This is a genomic window from Collimonas fungivorans Ter331 (assembly GCF_000221045.1).
Classification (GTDB): domain Bacteria; phylum Pseudomonadota; class Gammaproteobacteria; order Burkholderiales; family Burkholderiaceae_D; genus Collimonas; species Collimonas fungivorans_A.
This window is the reverse complement of record NC_015856.1, coordinates 57,363-82,226: the sequence shown is the minus strand read 5'-3', so window position 1 is coordinate 82,226 and position 24,864 is coordinate 57,363. Positions and strand designations below refer to the sequence as shown.

The following is a 24,864-nucleotide window of genomic DNA, read 5'->3' as shown; positions in this document are numbered from 1 at the left end:
TTGGTAATATATTGCCAGTTGACATATTTAGTTGTCAGAGAGTATACCTTATCAAACTTGGCGTCACGTCGGTCCGTGCTCAATAACTGTCCAATAACTGACATTTGGAGATTTGTGTCTTGCAACCATCTGAAGAAACTGCGCGCGGCTCCGTAAAACCGAATTTGTTATCGGGCTCGACGGCGACAGAAAATAGCAGCGGCAGCATCCTGAACGCTCTGGAAGGCAAGGAATCGCCTTTTAAGGCCGGCGTGCAAAAAAAATCCGGCGCCTTGCGCGCGGCGCTCGTCGTCGTCTTGCTGGCGGCGATCGGCGCGGGTGGCTATTTTGCCTGGAACCAGCGCAGCGTCCAGCCCGAAACGGCCATCGCAGCCAGCGCGCCGGCACCCAAGGAATTGCCGCCAAGCACTCCGGCGCTTGCCGCAAACGATCCCGCGCCTGCCGAAAAAACAGAATCGCAAGCAGCAGTGATCGAAAACGATCCAGCCGCTCATGCCGATGAAGCATCGGCCGATCCCCGCGCCAAGCTGACGGAAACCCTGGAAGCTGGGGTGCCGGTCACTTCGACCGCGTTGAAGAAAGCGCTGGAAGAACCGAAGGCATCCAAACCCAAGCCGGCTCCCAAGAGCGTGAATGCACCGCTGGTGAACCGCAATGTGCAAGAGAAAAAAGCCGTTGCTCCGAAGCCGCCGAAAGCCGGCGTCCAGCCTGCCGACAGCGACGTCAACATCCTGAGCGCACTGGTTTCCCATGGCGACAGCGTGACCGAACAACAGCCGCCCAAGGCCAAGGAAACCGCCAAATCGAAACAACAGGCGAAGAAAAAAGCAGCAGAACCGGCGCTTGCGCAAAATGCCTCTGACGGACCCGACATCGTCGAGCGCAAGGCCGGCGACAGCACTGGCGGCTTGCTGCAACGCTGCAAGCAGCTGGGCATGATCGAAGGCGAATTGTGCCGTTGGCGCATTTGTTCCGGACGCTGGGATACCGACGCTGCATGCAAGGTAAACCGCTAGGCGCGGTCCTGCGCGTTATCGCTCCTGGACTCGCCATGGTGGAGCGCCAGGACCGATGCTGATTACCTTTGTTTTACTCGCCGCCGCGATTGCCGCGGTCTGGCTGAAACCCCTCCGACTGACTGATCGCATCGTCCTGCTGCCGTGGATGGCGATCGCCGCCTGCGCGCTTGTCAGCGGCCTGGCGGGCGCTGTCCTGAGTCTCCTGGCGGTGCTGGAACTGGCGCTGTTCTGCCTGGCCGCTTACCTGGCCGCCACGGCCCGGCGCAATCTGCGCTTGCTGTTCGGCGTCGCCGCCGCCATCCTGGCTTTGGCGCTGGCCTTGCATAAGTTGCCGGGATTCAACAATCCGATACTGCTTTTGCAGCTGCGCCTGTCCGCCGACTCCGCACCCTTCACGCAATATGCAAACTTCGACAAAGGCGCCGCCGGCCTGGTCCTGCTAGCGTTCCTGTGCGCCCGCGCCGAGTCCGCGGCCGACTGGCGCAAGCTGTTGCGGCAGACCTGGCCGATTGCGCTGATCGCAGCGGTTGCCGTACTCAGCCTGGCGACCGCCATCGGCTATGTCAAGCCGGATTTCAAGATCAGCCAGGCTACTGCGCTGTTCTTGTCCACCAACCTGTTCTTTACGGTAGTTGCGGAAGAAGCTTTTTTCCGCGGCTTGCTGCAAGACCGCCTGGCCTTGTCGTTGGCGCGCTTTCGCTACGGCCCGCTGCTGGCGGTGGCCTGCTCGGCTCTCTTGTTCGGCGCGGCGCACATCGCCGGCGGCGGCACTTATGTGCTGCTGGCCACGGTCGCCGGCCTGGCTTATGCCTATGCTTATTACGTCACGCAACGCATCGAGGCCGCGATCATCGTCCATTTCGCGGTCAATGCGGTTCACTTCATCGGCTTTACCTATCCCCACCTCAACTGACCAGGCGGGCACAGGCAGAGCGCGATATGTGTGTCAGATCACTTGTTCTGATCGATCCGCTGCTGGATATGCTGGGCACGATCGGTCGACGACGGATGCGAGCTGAGCATGCTGGCGCCGGCGCCGCCGTCCAGTTTCGCCAGCTTCTGAAATGCTGTCACCAGCCCTTTGCGGTCCATGTTCATCTTGGTCAGCTGGTCAAACGAATAGTCGTCGGCAGCGCTTTCCTGCACCTGGGAGAATTGGGCGTTGATGATTTTTTCGGTCAGCTCGCCCAGCTGCGACGACGACAGGTTGGTTACCACGGCATTGCCCGTTGCGCCCGCGGCAGTACGCGCAGCCGTCACCGCATACGCGGTCTGCATGGCTTTTTTGGTGTGGCCTAATGCGACGTGCCCCATTTCGTGCCCGATCACGCCGCGCAACTCGCTGTCGTTCATCATGTCCATCAAGCCGCTATACACCCGGATGCAGCCGTTCGACATGGCCCAGGCGTTGACGTCCTTGGTCATGTAAACACGGTAGTTGGTCTGTGCGCCGTTGAGGCTGGGGCTAAAGCCTTGTACTACCTTGGTCAGGCGCACGTCGTATTTGCTTTTCGGCGCGGCAATCTTGTTTTGCTTGTCGCTGGCGGCGCACGCTTCATCCGACATGGTCTTGACATCGGCATCGCTTAGGTTGGCTGCCTTGAGTGCAGTGCTGCCTGCCGCCATCATGCCGTCCATATTCAGGCCGGCGACGCCGCCACCGCCTGCCGATCCGCAACCGGCCAACGCCGTGGTCGCAGCTAACGCCAACAGCTTAAATTTCAAGTTCATCTGAATCCCCTCTGTGAAATTGTTGTTTTGGTCAATAACGAAAGTAATGGAAAGTTAATTGATGAAAAAAGTTACTAAAATCACCAATAACAGTCCAATAATACAATAAATTACTTTCTAGAATACCAATAAATTTTGGTGATTCGTTTCCCAAAAACAACAAACCTGCTTGTTCACTGTTGGGGCCGACTGGCATTTTGCTTGAGCAGCACCCAGGCCATGACACCCAGCGCCACAGCCGCCAGCAGCAATACTGCCCACAGGATGATATTGCGCGTCGGCATGCCGTCGCGGCCGGCGGATGCCGGCACCAGCGCTGTTGCGCCGTCTGCCTGCGCCAGCGGCAAGCTGTTCTCTTGCGCCGGACGGTAATCCGGCATCAGGCTTTGCATCGGCAGATAAGGACTCGTAGCGTTGGCAAGACCTGCCGCCAGGGTAAACGGCGCGGGGCCGTTGACCAGCGCCACGATCTGCACCGGTTCGAATTCCAGGCTGATTTCCGGCGGCGCGGAGAAACCCTGGGTTTTCTTGTCGGCTTCGATCTTGATTTCGCGATAGGCGGTCGGCGGCAACTCGATCGCTGCGCTGGTTTGCAGCTTGCCCCCTGTCTGCAATTTGTAGATCACGCTCGTGGTCATCATGGTCCATGGCTGGCCGGCATCCTGGCGGCCTAGCACCCGCACCGGCAGCAGTACATTGTCGCCCGCCGGCTTGATTTTCAGCGCCGCCACCGGTGTCGCGAAGGGCAGCGAAAACCGCAGCGCATAGGGGTTGTCCAGCACCGGCTGCGCCAGTGCAGCCGTGACCCGCGCGCTGCTGCTGACGCCACGGGCAGTGGTCAATGTGGCGCTGCGCATGACCACCGGCGCGGTCCGCCCCGCGGCGTCGGTCCAGGTGATGCGCAGATATTGATCCTTGAGATCGGCGGCGGGCAACTCGATATGATCGGCGCCCAGGCCGCTGCTCCCGGCTTCGGCGCGATAGAAGACGGTTTGCGCCAGCGAACGCCAGTATTTCAAGTCTTTGCTGGCCTGCACATCAAAGGTGATCGGCTGCGCATCGGGCAAATCGACGTCCACCGCCAGGCCGACCACCGGATCGTCGACGGCGCGCGTGTCGAGCAGCGCCCCCAGCACTTTTTTAGCCGGCGCGCCGGCGCCTGCCGGATTGCTCTCGATCTGCACGATGCGCTTGCCCTGCTGTTCTTCGATCCGTAGCGAAGAAGCGGATAGGTCGCTGAGATCGGCGCTGCCCATGATGGGCGACGATCTCAGCTCGATCTTGCGTTTTTCGGTTTGCCGCAGGCTAGCGCTGTCGGACAACGCCATGGCCAGGGGCTGGCCCTTGGCGTTGAAGATCCGCACATCGCCCAAGCCGCCGGTTTGCAGGTTCACCAGCACTTGCGCGGGCAGGATCAGGCGCTGCAGCGGCGCATCCGCGGCAAAGGCAAGCGGCAGGTGCAGTGCATACGACTGCGCGCTGTTCGGGTCGGACGCCGGCCAGGCAGCGCCGGTTACCGCCATGGCGGCTGCGCAGATAACAGCACGCATCGGAAAATATCTCATCTCTACGCTTCCTTCACAGTTGCGGCGTCCGCCGCAGTCTTCGGCGGCAACGGTGCAAAATAACCGACCACCAGCATCAGCGCGCCCACCGCGATAAAGGTGACGATGCGTTCCGCGCCGCCCGCGTTCGACAAATCGACCAGCAGCAGCTTGACCACCACCAGGCCTAGCAAGGCGGCGCCGGTCAGCCACAATCCACGCTGCACGCGGCGGTGCGCCAGCAGCATCAGGGCCAGCGCCAGCAGCGTCCACAAGATGGCGTAGCCGGTCTGCACCACAAAACTGTCGAACAGCGCCGCACTATCCCATCGCACGCCGAAGAAGTGATGTACGGTACGCAGCCAGACGGTATTGAGCAAGACAAACGTCAGCACGGCCAGCGCCAGCAGCGTCTGTTTGCGTGGCACCCAGGCAGCGCCGGCAGGCAAGGGCTGGGCGGCGACGATTGCGCGGCGCCAGAATACCAGCGCGCCGAGCGCCAGGGCCAGCGCCAGGTCGGTAGGATTGAGCAGGGGAAGATAGGGCAGCGGCGCCGTATGTCCCGACGACAGCAGCGCTATCAGAAGCGCGCCGAAAAACACCAGCACCGTCAGCGGCAGCGCCGCATACCAGTAGTAAGCGACAGCATGCGCATTAAGCGGCCACTTGAATGCCGGCAGCAGCGAAACACGGTTGGCCCGGCCGGCCCACACTGACAAACCCAGCAGCACCGCGATCGCGCTGACCAGCAGCACCACGCTGGCCCACGAACTGTGCAACAAATCGCCGCGCTTGATGCCGAACCACAGGCAGTCGGCCAGCAACAGCGTAAGCAGCCACACGCTGCCGACGTGAACGGCACGATTCAGTTTGAGGGCAGCGATATGGCTCTGGGTTTGCGTGTCGTTCTTGTAGAGCATCCAGTAATGCAAGCCAAGGGCCAGCAGCCAGATGGCCCAGGCCGGCGTGTACAGGACGCGCTCCCCCGACAGCTCTTGCGCGATAAACCCCAGCGCCAGCGGCAACAGCGTCAGCCGGCTGGGCCAGGTGGCCACCGTCCAATTGCTACGGCGCGCCAGCAGCAGCGACAGCCATGCGCTCGCCACCAGCGCCAGCACTACCAGCAACTGCTGGGTGCCGGCGCCGAATACGGGCACGCTTGCCATGCCGGTTTCGCTGGCGGGCAGTTCGCGGCAGATTTCCAGGATCCACGCCAGGCACCAGAACAGGAACCCGAACAGGTACACCGGCTGAGACAGCACCGCTTCGGCCTTGGCAAATTCCCTGGCCCAGCGCGAATCGCTATGCGGCAGCACGCCACGCAGCCACCAGGCGATGGCAAATGCCGGCAAGGCGATAAACATGGCGCCCATGAACATCGGATTGGCCAGCGGCCAGGCCGACACATTGTCATCGATCCCCGCCAGGAAAGCGCCGGCAGCCACCACTTGCAGCAGCAGCCCGAACCCGCGCGGCATCCAGCGCGCCTGCCGCATGCCGACCCAGAACGCGCCGGCTCCTTCGAGCGCCCATACCGCCGAGGTCCAGCGCATGTCGAGGGCAAGCGGCACGGCCAGCGTCACAAAACCGAGGCCGATGGCGATCATCGATTCAATCATCAGGCGATAACTATCTCGCCCGCGGCGCAGCAATAGCGCCGCCAGCACCAGATACAGCGCGGCAAATCCCAATGCCGAAAAAGCGCTGCCGAACTTGAACTGGTCGACCAGGCCGGCCTGCAAGCCAAAACCGACCAACGCCGTGCCGAACATCAGCGTGCTGTCGACAGTATTGCCAAGCCGGGTCGGCGTATTGCGCGCATACAGGATCGCCGCCGCCACATAAATCAGCACGAATACAATCAGGAACAGCTGCGAACTCATGTATTGCGCCGGCTGGTACTTGAGCACGCCCCACAGCGTAGCCACGCCAAAGGTGGCGACAAAACCCACCATGTTCAGCACGCGCCAGGAACGCTTATAGGCGATGAACAGGATCGCCAGGTTCAGCACCGTGTAATAACTGAACAGGGCGACACTGCTGCCGCCTCCGGTAGAGAGCAGCAGCGGCACCGCAAAACCGCCCGCAAAAGCCGCCACCGCCAGCGCCCGCGAGTTCTGCAGCAGCGCCAGCGCACAGCTAAGGGCGCACACCACGATCATCAGACCGAAAGCAGGCAGCGGCGAAATCAAGTCAAAGCGGCGGAAAGCGGCAAACACGGTGAGGTAGATCACCGCCACGCCGCCGCCCTGCAAGGCCAGCGCAAAAGCCGGCTTGGCCTGGCGCTTGGCGAAACCGACAGCCAGCAGCACGATCCCGGCGACAGCAACCGCCGCCAGCCGCAACTCCACCGGAAACAGGCCGGCAGCCGCCGCATAACTGGACAGGAAAGACAGGCCGATGAACAGGATCACCAGGCCGATACGCACAATCGTATTGCCGCCAAGGAGCCAGTTCCTGGCCGCGGCGAAAGCCAGCTCCACGGCGTTCGGTGCAGCCGGTGGAAGGATGCGGGCAGGTGCAGGCGGCGTTGCCGGCTGCGGGTTGGGGGGAATGTTCGAAACAGCGGGCTGGACGGCGATTGCGGCCGGCGCTGCGGCAACCGAAACAGCGCCGGGATCGCTTGTCGGCGCCGGCTTGCTGACCGGCTTTGCAGCGGGAACGGTTGCCTGGCTGCTTGGCTCGGTTCGCTGCTTCAACATTTCCAGCCGCAATTTTTCATTGGCCGCGCGAATCTCGGTACGGATCGCATGCTGCAATCCCAATCCAGCCAGCAAACCGAGTCCGCCGCCCAAAAAGATGCTGAAGTCACCGTATCCCGAGCTCGGCCATAACCAACCCAGCACGGCTCCGCACAAAATTCCCCACATAATCATAGTGTTAGCTCGCTTGTTGTGATTAGCTCTGGTATTGTCTGTTATGTGCCTGCTCGATGCAACGATTCGCATCGCGCAGCGCGTAATACCGGGTTTGCGGACGCTCAAGTAAATGACAGAAGCGTGACCGATGATGCATGCAAGTCGCCAGGATTTCCTGGTTCGGCTTGGCGGCGCGAAGGGGTTTCCGTAACCTGAAGATGCTGGTTATAATCAGCAGCAAAGGTGAAGAAAATGATCTCCCATATTCTGACTCTCGATATCGCAGGCAATCCGTTCGACTGGATCTCGCCGCAAGATGCTGTGCTCTATTATGCGAGCGGGAAGGTGGCTTGGGAATTGGGAGATGGCGACATCGTTTTCCGCGGTGGTTATTCCCGCGCCGGCGTGCAGTCGCGCATCTCCGTCAAGCCCATCATCGCCATCGCCGGCAGCGCCATCATGGCGCGCATGCTGCACCTGGAACTGCCGCTGGGCCATCACAACGACTTGCTGTTCCGGCGCGACCGCTACACTTGCGCCTACTGCGGCGGCCGCTTCCCGCACAACGAACTGTCGCGCGATCACATACATGCGCGTTCCCATGGCGGCAAGGACACCTGGATGAACTGCGTCACCGCATGCAAGGACTGCAACCAGGAAAAGGGCAACAAGCATCTGGAAAGCTTCCGCCCGCTGCTGTATGTGCCCTATGTGCCATGCCGCGCCGAACACTACCTCCTGAGCGGCAGGAATGTGCTGGCGGACCAGCATGATTACCTGGCGGCCAGGCTGCCCAAGCACAGCAGGATGCGCGACTTGAACTAAGCCGCGCCATCGTCTTCGGCGCGAAGATTCGCGCAAAAAACAACAAAACACGGCTGTGCAGCGACGAAACGTTTGACACTGCGTTTTCATCGAGCGCAGAATCGCAACTCAGGATTTTGACCAACGCATTTTTTACAGGAAAGGAACGGCTATGCCACGGACGGCTATCAACAATTCAAAAAATAAATAGCCCCGCGCATGACTGCTCGGGGTCTTCGGCGATATTGCCGACCCGAGCCGGTCGTTCCAATCAAGAACCCCGGTGAGGAAACTCGCCGGGGTTTTTGCTTTTCCGGGCCAGGCATTGACCGGCCCGCAGCAGACGCACTGGCATGACAAATGGCGCCGCACACGCTGCGCCAGGTCATCTGCGTGAAAGGATGAATATGAAAATGACGATCAAGTTGCCGAAACCGCGCAATCCGCTGGTTGCCCCGGCCAGGGCAAGGAAAGCAGGAGCACATGCGGCGCACAATCCGGCGCGCCGGACACGGCGCAGCGAAAAACAAACCCTGAATCTGTTGCTTTCAGGACGAAAGATGAATGATGGCGACGATGCGTGACGATATGTTCAAGGTGATAGTAGAGCGGGCTCGCCGCGTCCACAGCAATGCGTACAAAGGCGATGGCCGTTCTTTCCGCAATCGGGAAGACAGGCCTGGCCTGCTCGGCATGAAGAAAGGTTACAACGATCGCAAGGGTCTCAACGAAAACCTGGCGCCATTGAAGCGCTTCCTGGAAAAACAGATCAACCGGCCGTGGGATAAGGTCTACGGCGAAATCCGCGCTGCTATCGATGCACGCAGCACGGTCAAACAGCATATCCTGCAGCATCTGGATAATTTCGTGGCGATCAAGACACGCTGGGAAGGGGACGGCAGCGATGGCCGGGTCGTGCTTCGGCAAAACAGCTGGTCCGGACACTATGTCGGACTGGCGGAATCCCGCGCTGAAATGTTTGTCCATCCGCTGACCGGAATCCTGCTGCGCAATCGCTTTTATACAAATTTTTACACGGCCAGGAACAGGCAGAAGTTGGCGCTGGAACAGGAAAAGAGCAAAATTCGCCGCATTGTTTCAGATCGCGTGCAATTGCATCTTCTCAATCAGGTCTGGTATGAGGTGACGCTGGATAAGCTGCCTCCGGCGCGCATTGTCCTGCAGGAAATCGACGGCGTGGCCACGAAAAAGTCCGTCTGCGACAAGCGCTGGGATGTTATCCGCAAGGCGTGGGTGATGCGTGAAAATAAAGCCCGCATGGCGCCGACGGGGAGCAGCCAGGATTATTACGGTTGCGCATCGCTGTATGCGGTACGAAAGCGCCAGCTCAGTTCACGGGAAATTCAGAAATATCAGTTGAATACTCCTCAAAAAGACCCGAAAGGGTCTTTTTTTTGCTCCGGCTATTTGCCGGGACCGCCTGCGGCCGCATTTCCGGTTAACGACATGGCAAGCACGCGCGCCACATGCAGCGCAGCCATGTCCGCCCCATCACGGATCTGGTGCCTGCAGCTGGTGCCGTCCGCAACCACGATACTGTCTTTGCCAGCCTCGCGCACCGCCGGTAACAGTGCCAGCTCAGCCATGGCGACCGAAGCATCATAGTGTTCGGCCTCGTAGCCGAAACTGCCGGCCATGCCGCAGCAGGAGGATTCCACCGTGGCCAGCTCGATTTGCGGGATCCACTGCAATACCGTTTGCACCGGCCGAAAGGCGTCGAAGGCTTTTTGATGGCAATGTCCATGCACCAGAACTTTGTTGCCTGGCAGCGGCTGCAAGTCCAGATGGAAACGGCCTTCCTTTTTTTCTTTGACCAGGAACTCTTCAAAAAGATAGGCCGACTTCGCCAGTTTCTGCGCTTCCTCGCCATAACCGTAGTTGAGGAACTCATCGCGCAAAGACAGCAGGCAGGAGGGCTCCAGCCCGACGATGGCGATTCCGCGTTCAACAAAAGGCATCAATGCATCCAGCGTCCTGCGCGCTTCCGCTTTTGCCTGTCCGACCAGGCCGGCGGACAGGTAGGTGCGGCCGCAGCACAAAGGTTTTTGGCCCGCCACCGTGTTGAAGTGCATCTGGTAACCGGCGGCTTCCAGCACCGCTTGCGCGGCGCGGGCGTTTTCCGGCTCCATGTAATTATTGAAAGTGTCGACGAACAGCAATACTTCGCGTCCGCCCCCTGCAGCCGATCTTGCATGGTTCAGGAAAGCGCTTTTGAACCGCGGAAAAGATCGCTGCGGCGCCAGGCCTAGCTGCTTTTTCAACCAGCCGGACAGCACCGGAATGCCGTCTGCCCAGGCAATCAGGCCGCCGATGGCGCTGGCGTACGGCGCATATTTCGGCATGAAACCGACCAGCTTGTCGCGCAGGCTGAGGCCATGCTTATCGGCCCATGCGGCGCGCGCTTCAATTTTGATTTTGGCCATGTCGACGCCAGTCGGGCAATCGCGCTTGCAGCCTTTGCACGACACGCACAGGTCAAGCACTTCCTTGACCTCGGCGCTGGCCAGGCCCTCGCTCCCGAGCTGGCCCGAAAGCGCCAGGCGCAGGGTATTGGCGCGGCCGCGCGTGACGTGCTTTTCATCTTTGGTGATGCGATAGCTGGGGCACATGGTGCCGGCGTCGAATTTGCGGCAATGGCCGTTGTTGTTGCACATCTCAACCAGTTTGGCCAGGCCGCCGGTCTTGTCGCCGCCGCTGCCGGCTGCGGTTTCTGCGCCGGTCAGGGGATTGCGCCTGACGTTCCAGGACGACCAGTCCAGCAAAGGACGATGCGGCAACTCGCTGTAACCCGGCGCAAAGCGGAAATTGCTGGCATCGTCCATTTTCGGCGGCCGCACGATCTTGTCCGGGTTAAAACGGTTCTCCGGATCGAACAGTTCCTTGATTTCGGTGAAGGCCGCATTGATTTTCGGGCCGTATTGCCAGGCCACCCATTCGCCGCGGCACAGGCCGTCGCCATGTTCGCCCGAATACGCACCTTTGTATTTGCGCACCAGCACCGACGCCGCTTCGGCAATCTCGCGCATGTCCTTGGCGCCGCCGCGGCGCATGTCGAGTATCGGCCGCACGTGCAGGGTGCCGACGCTGGCGTGTGCATACCAGGTGCCTTCGGTGCCGTATTGATGGAATACTTCGGTCAGCTGGCTGGTGTATTCGGCCAGGTGTTCCAGCGGCACGGCGCAATCTTCGATGAACGACACCGGCTTGCCGTCGCCCTTCATGCTCATCATGATGTTGAGGCCGGCCTTGCGCACATCCCACAATGCTTTCTGGTCGGCCGCGCCGCTCATTTGCACTACTGAACCGGGCAAGCCCAAGTCGGCCATCAATTGATCCAGGCTGGCCAGTTTGTTCAGCAACGCGGCGTGATCGTCCCCGGCAAACTCCACCAGCAAGATCGCTTGCGGCTGGCCTGCCAGGGCTTTTTCAATCACCGGCTTGAATGCCGGATTGCTCATGGAGAGGTCGATCATGGTGCGGTCGACCAGTTCGACCGCGGTCGGGCCGAGCTTGACGATATGCTGCGTCATGTCCATGGCCTGGTAGAAGGTCGGGAAATTGACCACGCCCAGCACCTTGTGCGCCGGCAGCGGCGCCAGCGACAGGGTGAGCTGGCGGCTGTAGGCCAGCGTTCCTTCGGAACCGACCAGGATATGCGCCAGGTTGGCGACGCCGTCGTCGGTGTAGGCGCGCGGGTTCTGGCAATCGAAGAGATCGATGTTGTAGCCGCCGACCCGCCGCAACACCTTGGGCACGCGTTCCGCGATCTCGGCCCGTTCGCGCTGGGCGATGTGCTGCAGCCCGGCGACGATGGCGCCGATCCGTCCGTTCTGCGCCATGCGGTCCAGTCGTTCAAAGCGCCCTTGCGTGCCGTCCGCCAGGACGGCGTCGATGGCGGCCACGTTGTGCACCATGTTGCCGTATTCGATCGACCTGGAGCCGCAGGAATTGTTGCCTGCCATGCCGCCTATCGTGCACTGGGCCGCGGTCGAGACATCCACCGGGAACCACAGCCCGTGGGGCTTAAGCCAGGCGTTAAGATGGTCGAGCACCATGCCGGGCTCCACCGTCACGGTGCGCGCAGCAGGATCGAAATCGATGACCTGATTCAGCCATTTGCTGTTGTCGAGCACCAGCGCCTCGCCCACAGTCTGGCCGCACTGGCTGGTGCCAGCGCCGCGCGCCAGCACCGGGATGTGGTGGCTGCGGGCGATGTCCAGCGCCAGCAGCAGGTCGTCCTGGTCGCGCGGCACTACCACGCCGAGCGGCATGATCTGGTAGATCGAGGCGTCGGTGGCGTAGCGGCCACGGTCGGCCCGGCCGAACAAGACTTCGCCCCTCAGTTCGCGCCGCAATTGCGCGGCCAGCGGCGTAGTGAGCGTCGGACTGCGAGGAACCAGGTGGATGGGCTTGACCAGCATGATGGAGTCCTGTCAAAAACTTGAAAAATTGCCGATGCCCGGCTTAGGCCAGCTCGAAATGAATCGGCGGCAAACCCGCAATCTGGCCGATCACCAGGCCGGGTTCATCCGGAAAGTGGATGCCGGTATAGGATCCGGTAGTGACTATCGTGCCTGCAGGCAGGGCCATGCCGTGCGTGCGGCAGTGGTTCACCAGCCAGCCCAGCAGGCGCCGCGGGTCGCCGGCCGGATTGCTGGCGCTGCCCTTGAATATGTCTTTGCCGTTCAAGGTCAGGTGCGCAGCAGGGTGCAAGAACGGAAAAGCAGCGTCGTAAGCGACAAATTCGCCGCTGACCAGCGCGCCGTGGTTTTGCAGGTCCGCCAGCTGGTTCAGCTTGGGCACTTCCGGCCAGCCGGCGATGCGGCTGGAGACGATCTCTATCGACGCCGCCATCGTGCTTATGTGACTCATGACTTCCTGCTCCGGGACCGGCGCCGCTCCGGGCTGGAAATCGCTATCGAAACAAAACATGATTTCCAGCTCGATGCCCAGCACCGGGTAATCCGCGCGTTCGACTACCGAGGTAGCCGGATAAATGCGCTCCGCCGGCAACGGTGCGCCCTGTATCGGTCCCTTGTTCGATTTTGCGCCTATCTTCCAGCCGCCTATCCGCGCCTGCCTTTGCCGCAGGAATGCCTGCTGCACCAGGTAAGCATCCTCGGCACTGGCCGGTTCCAGTTCCTGCGGGATGCATTCGACTGCCGCATGTTTGCCATATGCCGCGCTCAGCAGATGCGCCAGCCGTTCTTGCGGAGATTGCGAAGAAATCATGAAAACCCTTGTAGTAATTGTGACTGCATGACCAGATCGGGCAGCACCCCTAGGCCCCGGCTTTCAACGAATTGGCCGCGCCATCCGCCACGCTGTGCTCGAACTTGCTGTCAGGCTGCATGCGGAACGCCAGCAGCACGCCGAATCCCATCAGGATCATGCTGCCGACGAACGGCAGTTCCCAGCTGCCGAAGCGGTCGATCAGGTAGCCGGACAGCACCGGCGAGATGATCGCCGCCAGCGCCGAGCCGGTATTCATCATGCCGCTGGCGGTGCCTGAATACTGCGGAGCGATATCCATCGGAATCGCCCACATCGGGCCGATCGTCATTTCGGCAAAAAAGAAACCGGCGCTCAGGCAAAGTATTGAGACGTAGACATTGTGGGTGACGAGCAACGGCAGCAGCGACAACAGCGTCAGCAGCATGCAGACCGACACCATCTGGCTGCGCGCCCGCTTCAGGTTGCCGGTGCGCTTCAGGATCCTGTCGCTTACGATGCCGCCCAAGGTATCGCCGATCACCCCGGCAAAGAACACGCTGGAAGCGAACAGCGCCGATTTCTTGATATCGAGGTCGTAGCTGTGCAGGAAATATTGCGGAATCCAGCTCAGGAACAACCACAAGGTCCAGCCATAGCAGAAATAGACGATGGTCACCGGCAGCATGCGCTTGAACAGCGGCCCCCATGGAATCTTCGGCGTGCTTTTCTTGACTGCCGGCAGTATCGCCAGTTCTTCCTTGGTGATGCGCGGATGTTTTTCCGGATGTTCGGCAAATACAAATGCCCACACCAATACCCAGACCAGGCTGATCACCCCGCAGATATAGAAGGATTCGCGCCAGCCGTGGGTGGCCATGATGAACACCACCAAGGTGGGCGCGACCGCATTGCCGATGCGGGCGAACGCATGCGTGACGCCCTGGGCGAAACCGCGGTTTTCCTTGGCGACCCAGCGCGACATGGCGCTGGTGGCGGCGGGGAAGGTGGCGCCTTCGCCCAGGCCCAGCAGCAGCCGCGCCAGCAGCAGTGAAAACAGGCCGCCGGCAAAGCCGGTCAGGATGGTGGCGATGCCCCACAGGATTCCGCAATAGATCAGGGTGCGCTTGGCGCCGAACTTGTCGCTGACCCAGCCGCCGATGATCTGGAACACCAGGTAAGGGTAGGCGAATGCGGAAAACACCAGGCCGATCTGGGTTTTCGACAGATCGAATTCTTTGCCGAATCCGGCCGCGGCGGTGCTGACGTTGACGCGGTCCAGGTAGGTAATGAAATACATCAGGCATAACATGATCAGCACGACGGTGGTCGCGCGCAAACGCAGGTGTTTCATTGTTGTCTCCAATATTATGGTGGCCGGCAAACGCCGCAGGACATCTTTATCCTTGCTCCGCCCGTCCTCTGCGGGACGGTGCCGGAGCGGTTTCCGCTGTGTCTGTTCCTATGCGGCTTTCAATACCGGTTTGCTCTTTTGCGCAGCCAGGTTGTCCATCGCCGCCACCACGCCGCTGCCGGCCAGCGGCACGCCGGCCAGCTTCAGTCCCATTTCGCAGCCGGCCAGGGTCGCCATCAGGGTCAGGTCGTTGGCTTCGCCCAGGTGGCCGATACGGAACATGCCACCCTTCATTTTTCCGAGCCCGGTGCCGAGCGACATGTTGAAGTTTTCATAGATGATCTTGCGGATCGCATCGGCGTCGAAACCTGGCGGCGTCATCACGCCGGTCAGCACCGGCGAATACAGCGCAGGATCGGCGCATTGGATTTCCAGGCCCCAGGCGCGCACGGCGTCGCGGCAAGCGCTGGCCAGACGTTGATGGCGAGCAAAGACATTGTCCAGGCCTTCGCCGAGGATCATCTCCAGCGCTTCCGACAGTCCGTACAGCAGATTGGTGTTGGGCGTGTAGGGCCAGTAGCCGGCCTGGTTCATCTCGATGATGTCGGTCCAGTCCCAGAATGCTTTCGGCAGCTTGGCGTTCTTGCTGGCGGCGATGGCTTTCTGCGATACCGCATTGAAGCTGATGCCCGGCGGCAGCATCAAGCCTTTTTGCGATCCCGACACGGTGACGTCGACGCCCCATTCGTCATGGCGGTAATCGGCCGAAGCCAGGCCGGAAATCGTATCGACGATCAGCAGGGCCGGGTGGCCGGCGGCGTCGATCGCCCTGCGCACGGCGGCGATGTCGGACGTGACGCCGGTCGAGGTTTCGTTATGGACCACGCACACTGCCTTGATCTGATGCTCGCTGTCCTGGCGCAGGCGCTGTTCGATGCGGTCGGCCTGCACCCCGTGGCGCCAGCCTTCGATGCCTGGCAGGCCGAGGAACTCCGGCTTCAAACCCAGCGCTTCGGCCATTTTTTTCCAGAGCGTGGCGAAATGCCCGGTCTCGTACATCAGCACCGTATCGCCGGCGCTCAGGGTGTTGGTCAGCGCTGCTTCCCAGGCGCCGGTGCCGGAAGCCGGATAGATCACCACCGGTTGCACGGTCTTGAAAATCTTCTTGATGCCTGCCAGCACCTGCAAACCCAGCGCGCCGAATTCCGGGCCGCGATGGTCGATGGTCGGATAACTCATGGCGCGCAAAATCCGGTCAGGCACCGGACTAGGGCCCGGGATCTGCAGGAAATGACGGCCGGCCGGATGGAAATCTAGTGTCAACATGTATGCCTCCTTTGAACAAATTGTATTTTGCATTCAAAATACTTTAGCAGTCCAAATTCCAGCCGTAAAGAGATTTTTCACAATACCTGAATGGCGGCATTTGCTTAAAACAAGCATAAAACCTTAATAATCAATGAAATATGAGGTTTTATAGCCGTTTTATTCTTTTTTACATTCATCTCGAATGGCGCCAGACAACGATTCTTTGACCCTGTATTTGATGTTAAAATACGATCAAACGCGTAAAAAAGGATTTTGAATGCAAAATGCGATAACCGGGCAAGAAGAAAAACCTGCTCCCCTGGTGCCCAAACTGGAGCGCCAGCGCTTGCACGACACGGTGGTTGACCATTTGCGCAACCTGATCGTCGAAGCGGTGCTGACGCCGGGCACCAAGCTCAATGAGCGGGAGTTATGCGAAACGCTGGGGATTTCCCGCACGCCGTTGCGTGAAGCGCTGAAGGTGCTGGCGGCCGAAGGCTTGATAGAGATATCGCCGAACCGGGGGGCGTCGGTCTCCAAGATGTCGGAAACCGAAATCTGGGAAACCTTCGAACTGATGAGCGGCCTGGAAGCGATGTCGGGCGAGCTGGCCTGCGACCGCATCACGCCGGTCGAACTGGCCGAGATCAAGGCCTTGCACTATGCGATGCTGGCTTGCAAGGCGCAGAACGATCTGCCAGGTTATTACAGCCGTAACCAGGCGATACACGACAAGATCAACGATGCTGCCCGCAATTCAGTCCTGCGCCAGACTTACCTCGGCCTGAACCGGCGCCTGAAGGCACTGCGCTTCAAATCGAATTTCCAGCCGACCAAATGGGATAGCGCCGCGCACGACCACGACGAGATGGTCAAAGCGCTGGAAGCGCGCGACGGCAAACGGCTGGCGGCGATATTGCGCCAGCACTTGCTGGACAAGCGCGATGCGGTGCTGATGGCTGCGGCCCTGCCGGCTGAAAGCAAGGCCGGTCCCCAGGCCTGAATCACGTGCGCTGGTTCACCACGGCCTGCGCACCGAGTCCTGGTAACGTTCCAGGATGAATTTCGCCACCGGTTCGGAATGATAGGCGGCAAGCAGCGGCGCCACCCAGGGCTCGTTGCGGTCGCCGGCGCGCACCGCCAGCACATTCTGCCAGGGCGAGCGCGCATCCTCGATACCGATGCTGTCGCGCGCCGGATACAGGCCGGCCTTGGCGGCGTCGGCGCTGTCGATCACTGCGAACGCCACCTGCTCCAATGCGGCAAACAGCTGCGAACGCGGCACTTGCCGGATGTTCAGATGCAGGCGGTTGCCGGTGATATCGGCCAGCGTTGCGTGCAAGCCGGCGCGATCGGAAAATGTCAGCAGCGTGAAATTCTGCAGCAACACCAGCGCCCTTGCGGTGCCCGCTGCATCGGCCGGAATCGCGATCGTGGCGCCGCGCTGCAGCTGCGTGAGCGTCTTCAGCTTGCGCGAGTAAAGCGCCATCGGCAAGGTGACGGTGCTGCCTATGCCGGCCAGCGCGTAACGCCGGCGCTGCGCTTCGAAACCCGGGCCGTCCTCGAAACTGGCGGCGTCGATCTTGCCTGCCGCCAGCGCGGCATCGATACGGTTCTTGTCATCGAACACAACCACCTCCAGCTTCAGGCCGCCGGTTAATGCAAGACGCCGCACTTGTTCCATGATCTCGGCATGCGTGCCAGGCGTCACGCCGACCCTGATCACGTTCGGCGCGGCATACGCATGCGGCACGACAATCCCGAGCAGGCTGGCGGCCAGCATGCCCGTCAGCTGTCGCGCAAGATGGTGCGGAAGCCGATGTGCGATGCCGGCAAATCCGCTTCCTGCTGTTCGCGCGACGAGGCGCGGTAGCGCACGCAGTAATCGCGCGAGCAGAGGAAGGAACCGCCCTTGATCACCATCGGCGTGTCGTGGCGGCGCGACGCCGGCGCCACCGCTGCGGTATCGCCGTTGCTGTGGACCTGGTGCGATCCGCTGTAGATGTCTTTGGTCCATTCCCATGCGTTGCCAACCATATCGTAGAGTTTGAAGTCATTGGCCGCGTAGCAGCCGACCGGGGCCAGGCCGATGTGGCCGTCTTCGTTGTTGTTAACCAGCGGAAATACGCCTTGCCAGTAGTTGGCGGTCGGTCTGCCGTGGTGGTCGCGCGGCGCGGTGTCGAGTTCGGCGCCATCGTGCCCAGCCTTGCCGGCGTATTCCCATTCGGCTTCGCTGGGCAGGTCGCGGCCCAGCCAGCGCGCGTAGGCGAGAGCGTCGGCCTGGGTCACCATGGTCACCGGCTGGTTGCCGATACCCTCCAGGCTGCTGCCGGGGCCGGCCGGGTGTCGCCACGATGCGCCGGCTACCCAGCTCCACCATGCCAGGTCGCGCGCGTTCAGTTCTTCCAGCGTCGGCTTGTGGAACACCGCGCCGCCACCCTGGCGCTCGGCATCGCTGACATAGCCGGTTGCGGCAACGAAGGAGGAAAACTGGGCGTTGGTGACATCGGTCTGGTCGATCCAGAATCCGCGCACCCTGGTCTTGCCGTCGCCGCGCGGGCGTTCGTCTTCGTAACCGAACTTGCTGCCGAAGACGAATGCGCCGGCGCCCAGGTGCACCATGCCGGCTTGCGGATCGCTGCCCCAGCGCGCCGGCAACCCCGAATACGCCTCGCACTGCGGCTCCGAACCCAGCGGCGCCAGGCTGCGCGCCCGGTTCTGCTGGTCGAGGCCGCCGCCGCTCGCCGTCAACGGCAAGGCAACTGCCGCCGCCAGCAAGGCCGCCGCGCCTGCCGCTCCGCTTAACCAGATCCGCATTCTCATCGAGCGCTCAGTAATAGCCGCGCGGACGCTGCGGTTCAACGCCGCCGACGGCGCTCATATAGTTGTTCCATTGCTGGATCAGGCTACTGATGACGGATGGATTCTGCGCCGATACGTCATGGTTCTCGCCGCGGTCCACCGTCACGTCGAACAATTCCCAATGGCCGTCCAGCGGGCCGTTCGGCGGTTCGGTCCAGAGCGCTTTCCACTGGCCGTCGCTGCTGCGCAGGTAACCGCGTCCGTATGCCTCGTCGCCGAACGGCGCGTTATGCACCACAGACGCGCCCTGGCCGTTCAGCAGCGGCAGCAGGGACTGGCCGCTGATCGGATAAACGTAGCGGTTGTTGTAGACCACCTTGCCCTCGTTCTGGTCGGCGCCGTTCAAACTGTTGAGCAGCGGCGGCGCCGGCTGTGTGGGCGGGGCGATCTGGGCCACGGCGAGGAAGGTCGCGGTGTTGTCAGTCACGTGGGTGAACGGACGCAAGGTCGGCAGCTGCGTGGTCTGGCCCGGCAGGTGCACGATCAGCGGCGTCGACACGCCGCCCTCGGTGGCGTAGCCCTTGGTCAGGCGGAACGGCGTGGCGCTGACCTCGGCCCAGCGCAAGCCGTATTGCAGGCGCTGCGCATTCTGCTTGCCGTTGTCGCTGCCCAGCGCCGCATACACGGGATCGGCTGCATTGGCGGTATCGGTGGCGGTCGGATCGGCGCCGGAGTCGATCGGCCAGCCTTCCGCGCCATTGTCCGACTGGAACATGATGAACGTATTGTCGTATTCGCCGATATCCTTCAGGTGCTGGACCAGCAGGCCGATGTTGTGGTCAAGGTTTTCGACCATGCCGGCATAGATTTCCATGTAGCGCGCCTGGGCTTTCTTTTCGGCCGGCGACAAGCTGCTCCATGCCTTGTCGACCACGCCCGGACCATAGTCCGAATACCCTTGCGCCGCACTGTGCACGGCGTTGATGTATTTGGCGTTGGCGCTGCCGTTGTTGACGGTGGCGGGCGACGACACCAGTTTCTCCGGCACCCCGGCAAACGGCGTGAAATCGGCCGGGATGATGCCGAGCGCTTTCTGGCGCGCGATGCGGGCGTTGCGTATGGCGTCATAACCCTGGTCGTACTTGCCGGCATAGTTATGCAAGTAGGGCTCCGGCACTTGCAGCGGCCAATGCGGCGAAGTGAAAGCTGCGTAAGCGAAGAAAGGCTTGCCGTCGGCCTTGTTGGCATCGATGTAGGAAATCAGGCGCTGCGTATAGAAATCGGTCGAATAGAATAGCGCCGGGCTGCCGCCTGTACCGCCCGGCTGGCCTGGCTGGCCCGGCTGTACATACTGGCCGTCTTCGGTGTAGTTCTTTGAGCCGGCCGGTTCGTGCGCAAAGTGATTGCTGGCGGCGCCGCCGAGCAAGGCATAGCTGTGCTCGAAGCCCCACTGGTCAGGAGTCTGGCCGCCGCCGTTGGCGCTGCCCGGAATGCCCGAACCGATATGCCACTTGCCCGCCATGTAGGTGTGGTAACCGCCATCCTTCAGCAACTGCGCCACCGACAGCGCACGATCGTTCAGGTAACCTTCGTAGCCGGGCAAACCCTTGCGTTCGTCGGCGGGCGCGCCCATCGTACCTTCGCCCACCAAATGATGGTCGGTGCCGGAAATCAGCATCGAGCGCGTGATCGCGCAGACGGTGCCGGTGTGGTGGTTGGTCAGGATGCGGCCCGACTGCACCAGGGCATCGAGGTTGGGCGTATTGATTTCACCGCCGAAAGCGCGGATGTCCGAGTAACCGAGGTCGTCGGCCATGATATAGAGGATGTTCGGGCGTTTCTGCACTACCGGCGCGGCGGGAACCGACGCAGCCAGGCCCGTGTCCGAACCGCCGCACGCTGCGAGCGTGACCAGGCTGGCTATTGCGGCGGCGATCACGCCGAGGCGAATAACAAAAAATTGCGAGAGAGATTGCGATCCGGCTTTTTTCATTGTTGATGTCATCCCACTTTAGTGAGCATGCATCGTAAAAAAATCCGGTTTCCATCCCAACTACTTACTATCTATTAGCTTATGTATCCACGCGTGAAACCAGGCCCCGCCTGCGGTTTGCGCGGAAATGAAGCCATGCGCGATTACTGCATTTCCTTATTACAGAAATGCAGCGGGCTGCCGAAACTATGCCTTGGAGGCGTAATTCTCTGGAAAGAAATGACGTTCGATCAGCTCGATCAGGATGTGCAGCACCTTGATGTGCAATTCCTGCACGCGGTCGGCAAAGGCGCCGCCCGGGGTGCAGATATAAACATCGCTCAGGGACGACAGCAGCTCGGCCTGCTTGCCGGACAACACGATCACATGCATGCCGAGGTCGCGTGCGGTTTGTGCCGCGCGGATGATGTTCTTGCTGGTGCCGCTGGTGCTCAGCGCGACCAGGCAATCGCCGGCGCGTCCATGCCCTTCGATATAACGTGAAAACACCTGCTCGTAACCATGGTCGTTGCCGACGCAGGTCAGGTGGCCGGCATCGCTGATCGCGGTTGCGCCCAGCGCCGCCCGGTCCAGCCGGTAGCGGCCGGTCAGCTCTTCGGCGAAGTGCATGGCGTCGCACATGGAGCCGCCGTTGCCGCATGAATACACGCGGCCTTTGCGTTCAAACACATCGATCAGCAGCGCCGCCGCCTGTTCGATCGACTGCAGTGCGGCGTCGTTGGCGAGCAGCGCTTCCAGCGATTGCTGCGCTTCGGCCAGGCTGGCGTTAATGTGTTGCTTCAATTGCATGCTCCATTCGAATAAATTAGCGACATAAGTTCGCGTTGTTAGCGATTTGTGCGCGTGACGCCGGTATCGATCACGCCGTAGGGCGTAATGGTAGTGCCGCTTTCGCCGGAAGGCGATGTCACATGGCCGCAGGCTGCCAGCAGCAGGCTTGTTATCAGGGCAAACAGTAGGCGCATCATTGTCTCATGGTGTGGATGGTAGCTCTAACAGACCCGGCTGTAGAGTGAAATGTTCCGGTCAATGCGCCAGCTCCTAGTTTATGTACCTATTTAACAAAAATCTCCGTTCTTTATAATAAACCTACATCACCATACTCTCCTGCGCCGCTGCACAACGCTGCGGTCCCACAGGAGAGCTGGAAACATCGGCTGCGCGGGCAGCGGAAGCCGCCGCCTAGGATCCAGGGTGGATCAGGAAATCGACCGCACCACGCCGCCATCCACGCGCAGGGCCGCACCGGTCGTGGCCGATGCCTGTACAGACGCCAGGTAGACCACCATGTTGGCGACTTCTTCTACCGTCGCCAAGCGCTGGATCAGCGAGCTCGGTCGATGTTCTTTGAGGAAGTCGCGTTCCAGCGCTTCGCTTGCGACACCCTGGTCGCGCGCCATCGAAGCGAAAAAATTGCCGACACCCTCGGAGCGGGTCGGGCCAGGCAATACTGCGTTGACGGTGACGCCGCTGCCGGCCAGGGTTTCCGCCAGCCCGCGCGAGACTGCCAGCAGGGCGGTCTTGGTCACGCCGTAGTGAACCATTTCCTTGGGAATCTGCAAACCCGATTCGCTTGACAGGAACTGCACCCGGCCCCAGCCGCGCTTGACCATGGCCGGCGCATAGTGGCGCGACAGCCGCACCGCGCTCATCACGTTGACATCGAAGAAACGCTGCCACTCTTCGTCGGAAATATCGAAGAAAGGCTTGGCTTCGAAGATGCCCAGGTTGTTGATCAGGATGTCGGTCTCGGGCACTTGCTTGAACAGCAAGGCGGCGCCGTCCGGGGCGCCGAGATCGGCGGCGATGCCTTGCAGACGGGCACCGGGAACTTTGTCGCGGATCTGCGCCAGGGCTTGGTCGACCCGTTCCTGGGTGCGGCCGTTCACCACCACCGTTGCCCCCGCCTGCGCCAGGCCGAGCGCAATCGCCAGGCCGATGCCGGCGGTCGAACCGCTCACTATTGCATGTTTGTCGCTTAAATCGATTTTCATGGAATCCTCTCTGATGGTTGGAAACGCTGGCACGCGATGCACAATGCAGCCACCCTTGAATCATAGAGGAAATCGGGAATCGGCATTGGTCCGGCGCTGGCTCCGCTAGGAATCGCTCGCACAGCCGACAATCAAGCTCATCAATTCGTCAAACTCATCCGGACGTTCTTCACTCACCAATGGGAACAGGCACTGATGGTCGGTCCCGGCCACCACCCGCAGCCGGCGCGAACGCGCCTTGCGCGCCGACAGCAGCAGCCGTTCCGGTATCTCCGGCGGGATCACCGCATCGTGTTCGGCGGCGATCACCAGCAGCTTGCCCTTGAATTCCGCCAGGATCGCCCAGGCGTCGCTGTCGGCCCAGCTGTGGTCGCGCCGGATGATCGTGGAGAATTGCGGTCCGAACGGCACGTTGTAGGCCGAAGGTGTGTACACGCCGGGCACTATCAGGATCAGCCCGGCGACATCATGGGTCTGGGTCAGCCGGATGGCGTTGTAAGCGCCCATGCTGCTGCCGCAGATCACCAGCGGCTGCGCCAGCTTGCGCGCGGCGATCACCGCTGCGGCCTGGCGCGTGCGGCTGCTTAGCGAGGAAAATTGCAGCGAACCGCCGGTGTCGCCATGGCCGATGCAATCGAAGGAAGTGCTGGCGACGCCGCGCGCCTGCAGCGCTGGCCGCAATCCCGAACGGCTGGCGGTAGCGCGCGAGCTGGCGCCCGCGCCGTGCAGTATCAGGACATGGCTGGACGAGGCGGCGGGATGGAAATCGCCTTTCAGCGCGAAGTTGTCGTAGGCGACTTCGAAAGATTCTGTGGCTTGCATGATCGGGTGGAAAGTGGAGGTCAGACAGGCACACCCTGACGGCGATGCACGCAGGCTGCCCGCCAACTATAACCCATCAATATGACAAGCCCGCGATTGTCGCCGCCGAACTGGAAAAATGTCAGCAATAACACCGCGGCGACGTCTTCGCTCGGCGGCGCGGAGAAAAGCGATCGCAGGGGCGTTCTGTAACGCCGGTCAGCGCATGTTGCCGGTATGGCCCAGCGAATAACGGCCCGGTTGCGGCCACACCGTCAGGCCGTGCGGCTCCATGCCGACAGGAATCGACTTGACCGCGCCGCTGGTGGTGTCGATGGCGTACACGACATCGTCGAAACGTCCCGACAGCCACAGCATCTTGCCGTCCGCGCTGACGTTGCCCATGTCAGGACTGCCGCCGCCCGGGATCGGCCAGTTGGCTACCACCTGGCGTGTGGCGAAGTCGAGCACCGAGATGCTGCCCTTGCCATGGCGTGCGCCGTGGACCTTGTTCGAGCCGCGGTTGGAGATGTACAGCTTGCTGCCGTCGCGGCTCGGATACAAGCCGTGGGTGCCGACGCCGGTCTTGATGAAACCGGTCTTGGTGAAGCTGTCGCCATCCACCACATAAATGCCGTCGGCCATCATGTCGGCCACGAAAAACGCCTTGCCGTCCGGCGCGATGCGAATGTCTTGCGGCATGCCTTTCTTGTCGAGCAGCAGGTAACCGAGCACCTTGCGGTTGACCATGTCGATCTTGGCCAGCTTGCCGCCGAACTCGCAGGTGAACAGGGCGTATTTGCCGTCGATCGAAAAATCGGCGTGGTTGATGCCCTTGCATTCCGGCACCGGCAGGCTCGATTTCAAGGCCATCGTGTGCGCATCGCGGAAGTCCAGCTGGGCATGTGCTTCCACCACCACGATGGCTTCCTTGCCGTCCGGCGTGAAGTACATATTGTAGGGGTCTTCCACTGCCACTTCCTTGCCCGGCTTGGCGGTCTTCGGATCGATGGGAGTCAGGCTGCCGTCGGGCCGGCCTTCGGCATTGTTCGCCACCCACAGGGTTTTCAGGTCCCAGGCCGGAACCACGTGCTGCGGGCTGTAGCCGACACGGAATTTCTCGACTACCTTGAAGGTCGCCGGATCGATCACGTAGACATCGTTGGAGCGCAGGTTGGGCACATAAATCCGCGGCAATGCCTCGGCCACCACCGGACTGAGGCGGCCGGCGCCGGCTTCGCTGTACAGGTTGGCAGGGTTGACCACGGGCGGCATGCCGGCCACGGTGGCGATGGCGGCGGGAGCCGCCGGCGCGGCGGATGCGCCGGCGGCGACGGACAAGACTGCCAGGGCGCTGCTGACGGAGACGGCGAGGCGCGATAAACGGCCAAAGCGGCCAGAGCGGCAAGAACGAAATTGCATGA

The 24,864-nt window shown here is 61.4% G+C and carries 20 protein-coding genes; 5 read left to right on the top strand and 15 right to left on the bottom strand.

The features are described 5' to 3' along the window. The first annotated feature begins 119 nt into the window (after positions 1-119). Both CFU_RS00290 and CFU_RS00285 read left to right on the top strand, forming a co-directional pair. Positions 120-1,016, top strand: a complete 897-nt coding sequence (locus tag CFU_RS00290) for a hypothetical protein (RefSeq protein WP_041741001.1) — start codon at positions 120-122, stop codon at positions 1,014-1,016. Between the two features lie 55 nt (positions 1,017-1,071). Next, on the top strand, positions 1,072-1,932 hold the full coding sequence (locus CFU_RS00285; protein ID WP_014004049.1) for a CPBP family intramembrane glutamic endopeptidase: 861 nt from the start codon (positions 1,072-1,074) through the stop codon (positions 1,930-1,932). Positions 1,933-1,970: 38 nt separating this feature from the next. Here the strand turns inward: CFU_RS00285 and CFU_RS00280 are convergent, their stop codons facing one another. The 3 genes from CFU_RS00280 to CFU_RS00270 all read right to left on the bottom strand — a co-directional run bounded on the left by CFU_RS00280 (position 1,971) and on the right by CFU_RS00270 (position 7,140). Beyond that, the gene (locus tag CFU_RS00280; protein WP_014004048.1) at positions 1,971-2,750 is read right to left on the bottom strand and encodes a M48 family metalloprotease; all 780 of its coding nucleotides are present in this window, start codon (positions 2,748-2,750) and stop codon (positions 1,971-1,973) included. Positions 2,751-2,923: 173 nt separating this feature from the next. Beyond that, positions 2,924-4,315: a DUF3999 domain-containing protein gene (locus tag CFU_RS00275; protein ID WP_014004047.1), complete on the bottom strand. Its 1,392-nt coding sequence runs from the start codon at positions 4,313-4,315 to the stop codon at positions 2,924-2,926. Positions 4,316-4,317: 2 nt separating this feature from the next. Beyond that, positions 4,318-7,140, bottom strand: coding sequence for a DUF2339 domain-containing protein (locus CFU_RS00270; RefSeq protein ID WP_238531369.1), 2,823 nt, complete (start codon positions 7,138-7,140; stop codon positions 4,318-4,320). A 264-nt stretch (positions 7,141-7,404) separates the two neighbouring features. Here CFU_RS00270 and CFU_RS00265 point away from each other — a divergent pair, with 264 nt between their 5' ends. Beyond that, entirely contained in the window at positions 7,405-7,977 is a 573-nt protein-coding gene (locus CFU_RS00265) for an HNH endonuclease (RefSeq protein WP_041740999.1), read from the top strand. Positions 7,978-8,363: 386 nt separating this feature from the next. Then, the gene (locus CFU_RS23570) at positions 8,364-8,540 is read left to right on the top strand and encodes a hypothetical protein (RefSeq protein ID WP_238531368.1); all 177 of its coding nucleotides are present in this window, start codon (positions 8,364-8,366) and stop codon (positions 8,538-8,540) included. 840 nt (positions 8,541-9,380) lie between these two features. On the opposite strand, the gene CFU_RS00255 is transcribed toward CFU_RS23570, so the two are convergent. The 4 genes from CFU_RS00255 to CFU_RS00240 all read right to left on the bottom strand — a co-directional run bounded on the left by CFU_RS00255 (position 9,381) and on the right by CFU_RS00240 (position 15,868). Continuing rightward, positions 9,381-12,398 (bottom strand): FAD-binding and (Fe-S)-binding domain-containing protein, encoded by a 3,018-nt coding sequence (locus tag CFU_RS00255; protein WP_014004043.1) that lies wholly within the window; start codon positions 12,396-12,398, stop codon positions 9,381-9,383. Between the two features lie 43 nt (positions 12,399-12,441). Beyond that, entirely contained in the window at positions 12,442-13,209 is a 768-nt protein-coding gene (locus CFU_RS00250) for a 2-keto-4-pentenoate hydratase (RefSeq protein WP_014004042.1), read from the bottom strand. A gap of 49 nt (positions 13,210-13,258) precedes the next feature. Beyond that, complete coding sequence (locus CFU_RS00245; protein ID WP_041740997.1) at positions 13,259-14,542, bottom strand: MFS transporter; 1,284 nt, start codon at positions 14,540-14,542, stop codon at positions 13,259-13,261. Between the two features lie 108 nt (positions 14,543-14,650). Then, entirely contained in the window at positions 14,651-15,868 is a 1,218-nt protein-coding gene (locus CFU_RS00240) for a pyridoxal-phosphate-dependent aminotransferase family protein (RefSeq protein WP_014004040.1), read from the bottom strand. A gap of 259 nt (positions 15,869-16,127) precedes the next feature. Between CFU_RS00240 and CFU_RS00235 the strand changes: the two genes are divergently transcribed. Further along, a complete protein-coding gene (locus CFU_RS00235) occupies positions 16,128-16,853 on the top strand; it encodes a GntR family transcriptional regulator (RefSeq protein ID WP_014004039.1) in 726 nt (241 codons plus the stop codon). Positions 16,854-16,868: 15 nt separating this feature from the next. On the opposite strand, the gene CFU_RS00230 is transcribed toward CFU_RS00235, so the two are convergent. The 8 genes from CFU_RS00230 to CFU_RS00200 form a co-directional block, all read right to left on the bottom strand. Beyond that, a complete protein-coding gene (locus CFU_RS00230) occupies positions 16,869-17,633 on the bottom strand; it encodes a MetQ/NlpA family ABC transporter substrate-binding protein (protein WP_014004038.1) in 765 nt (254 codons plus the stop codon). 5 nt (positions 17,634-17,638) lie between these two features. Next, positions 17,639-18,673, bottom strand: a complete 1,035-nt coding sequence (locus CFU_RS00225; protein ID WP_014004037.1) for a formylglycine-generating enzyme family protein — start codon at positions 18,671-18,673, stop codon at positions 17,639-17,641. Between the two features lie 7 nt (positions 18,674-18,680). Beyond that, positions 18,681-20,645 carry an arylsulfatase gene (locus CFU_RS00220; protein ID WP_014004036.1) on the bottom strand — a complete coding sequence of 655 codons (1,965 nt, stop codon included), beginning with the start codon at positions 20,643-20,645 and terminating at the stop codon, positions 18,681-18,683. 186 nt (positions 20,646-20,831) lie between these two features. Next, positions 20,832-21,434 (bottom strand): SIS domain-containing protein, encoded by a 603-nt coding sequence (locus CFU_RS00215; RefSeq protein WP_014004035.1) that lies wholly within the window; start codon positions 21,432-21,434, stop codon positions 20,832-20,834. Positions 21,435-21,472: 38 nt separating this feature from the next. After that, positions 21,473-21,613 (bottom strand): hypothetical protein, encoded by a 141-nt coding sequence (locus CFU_RS24750; RefSeq protein WP_014004034.1) that lies wholly within the window; start codon positions 21,611-21,613, stop codon positions 21,473-21,475. Between the two features lie 231 nt (positions 21,614-21,844). Next, entirely contained in the window at positions 21,845-22,639 is a 795-nt protein-coding gene (locus tag CFU_RS00210; RefSeq protein WP_041740993.1) for an SDR family NAD(P)-dependent oxidoreductase, read from the bottom strand. A 105-nt stretch (positions 22,640-22,744) separates the two neighbouring features. Continuing rightward, positions 22,745-23,461: an alpha/beta fold hydrolase gene (locus CFU_RS00205; protein ID WP_148264718.1), complete on the bottom strand. Its 717-nt coding sequence runs from the start codon at positions 23,459-23,461 to the stop codon at positions 22,745-22,747. 198 nt (positions 23,462-23,659) lie between these two features. Beyond that, positions 23,660-24,862, bottom strand: coding sequence for a YncE family protein (locus CFU_RS00200; protein WP_014004031.1), 1,203 nt, complete (start codon positions 24,860-24,862; stop codon positions 23,660-23,662). Positions 24,863-24,864: the final 2 nt, after the last annotated feature.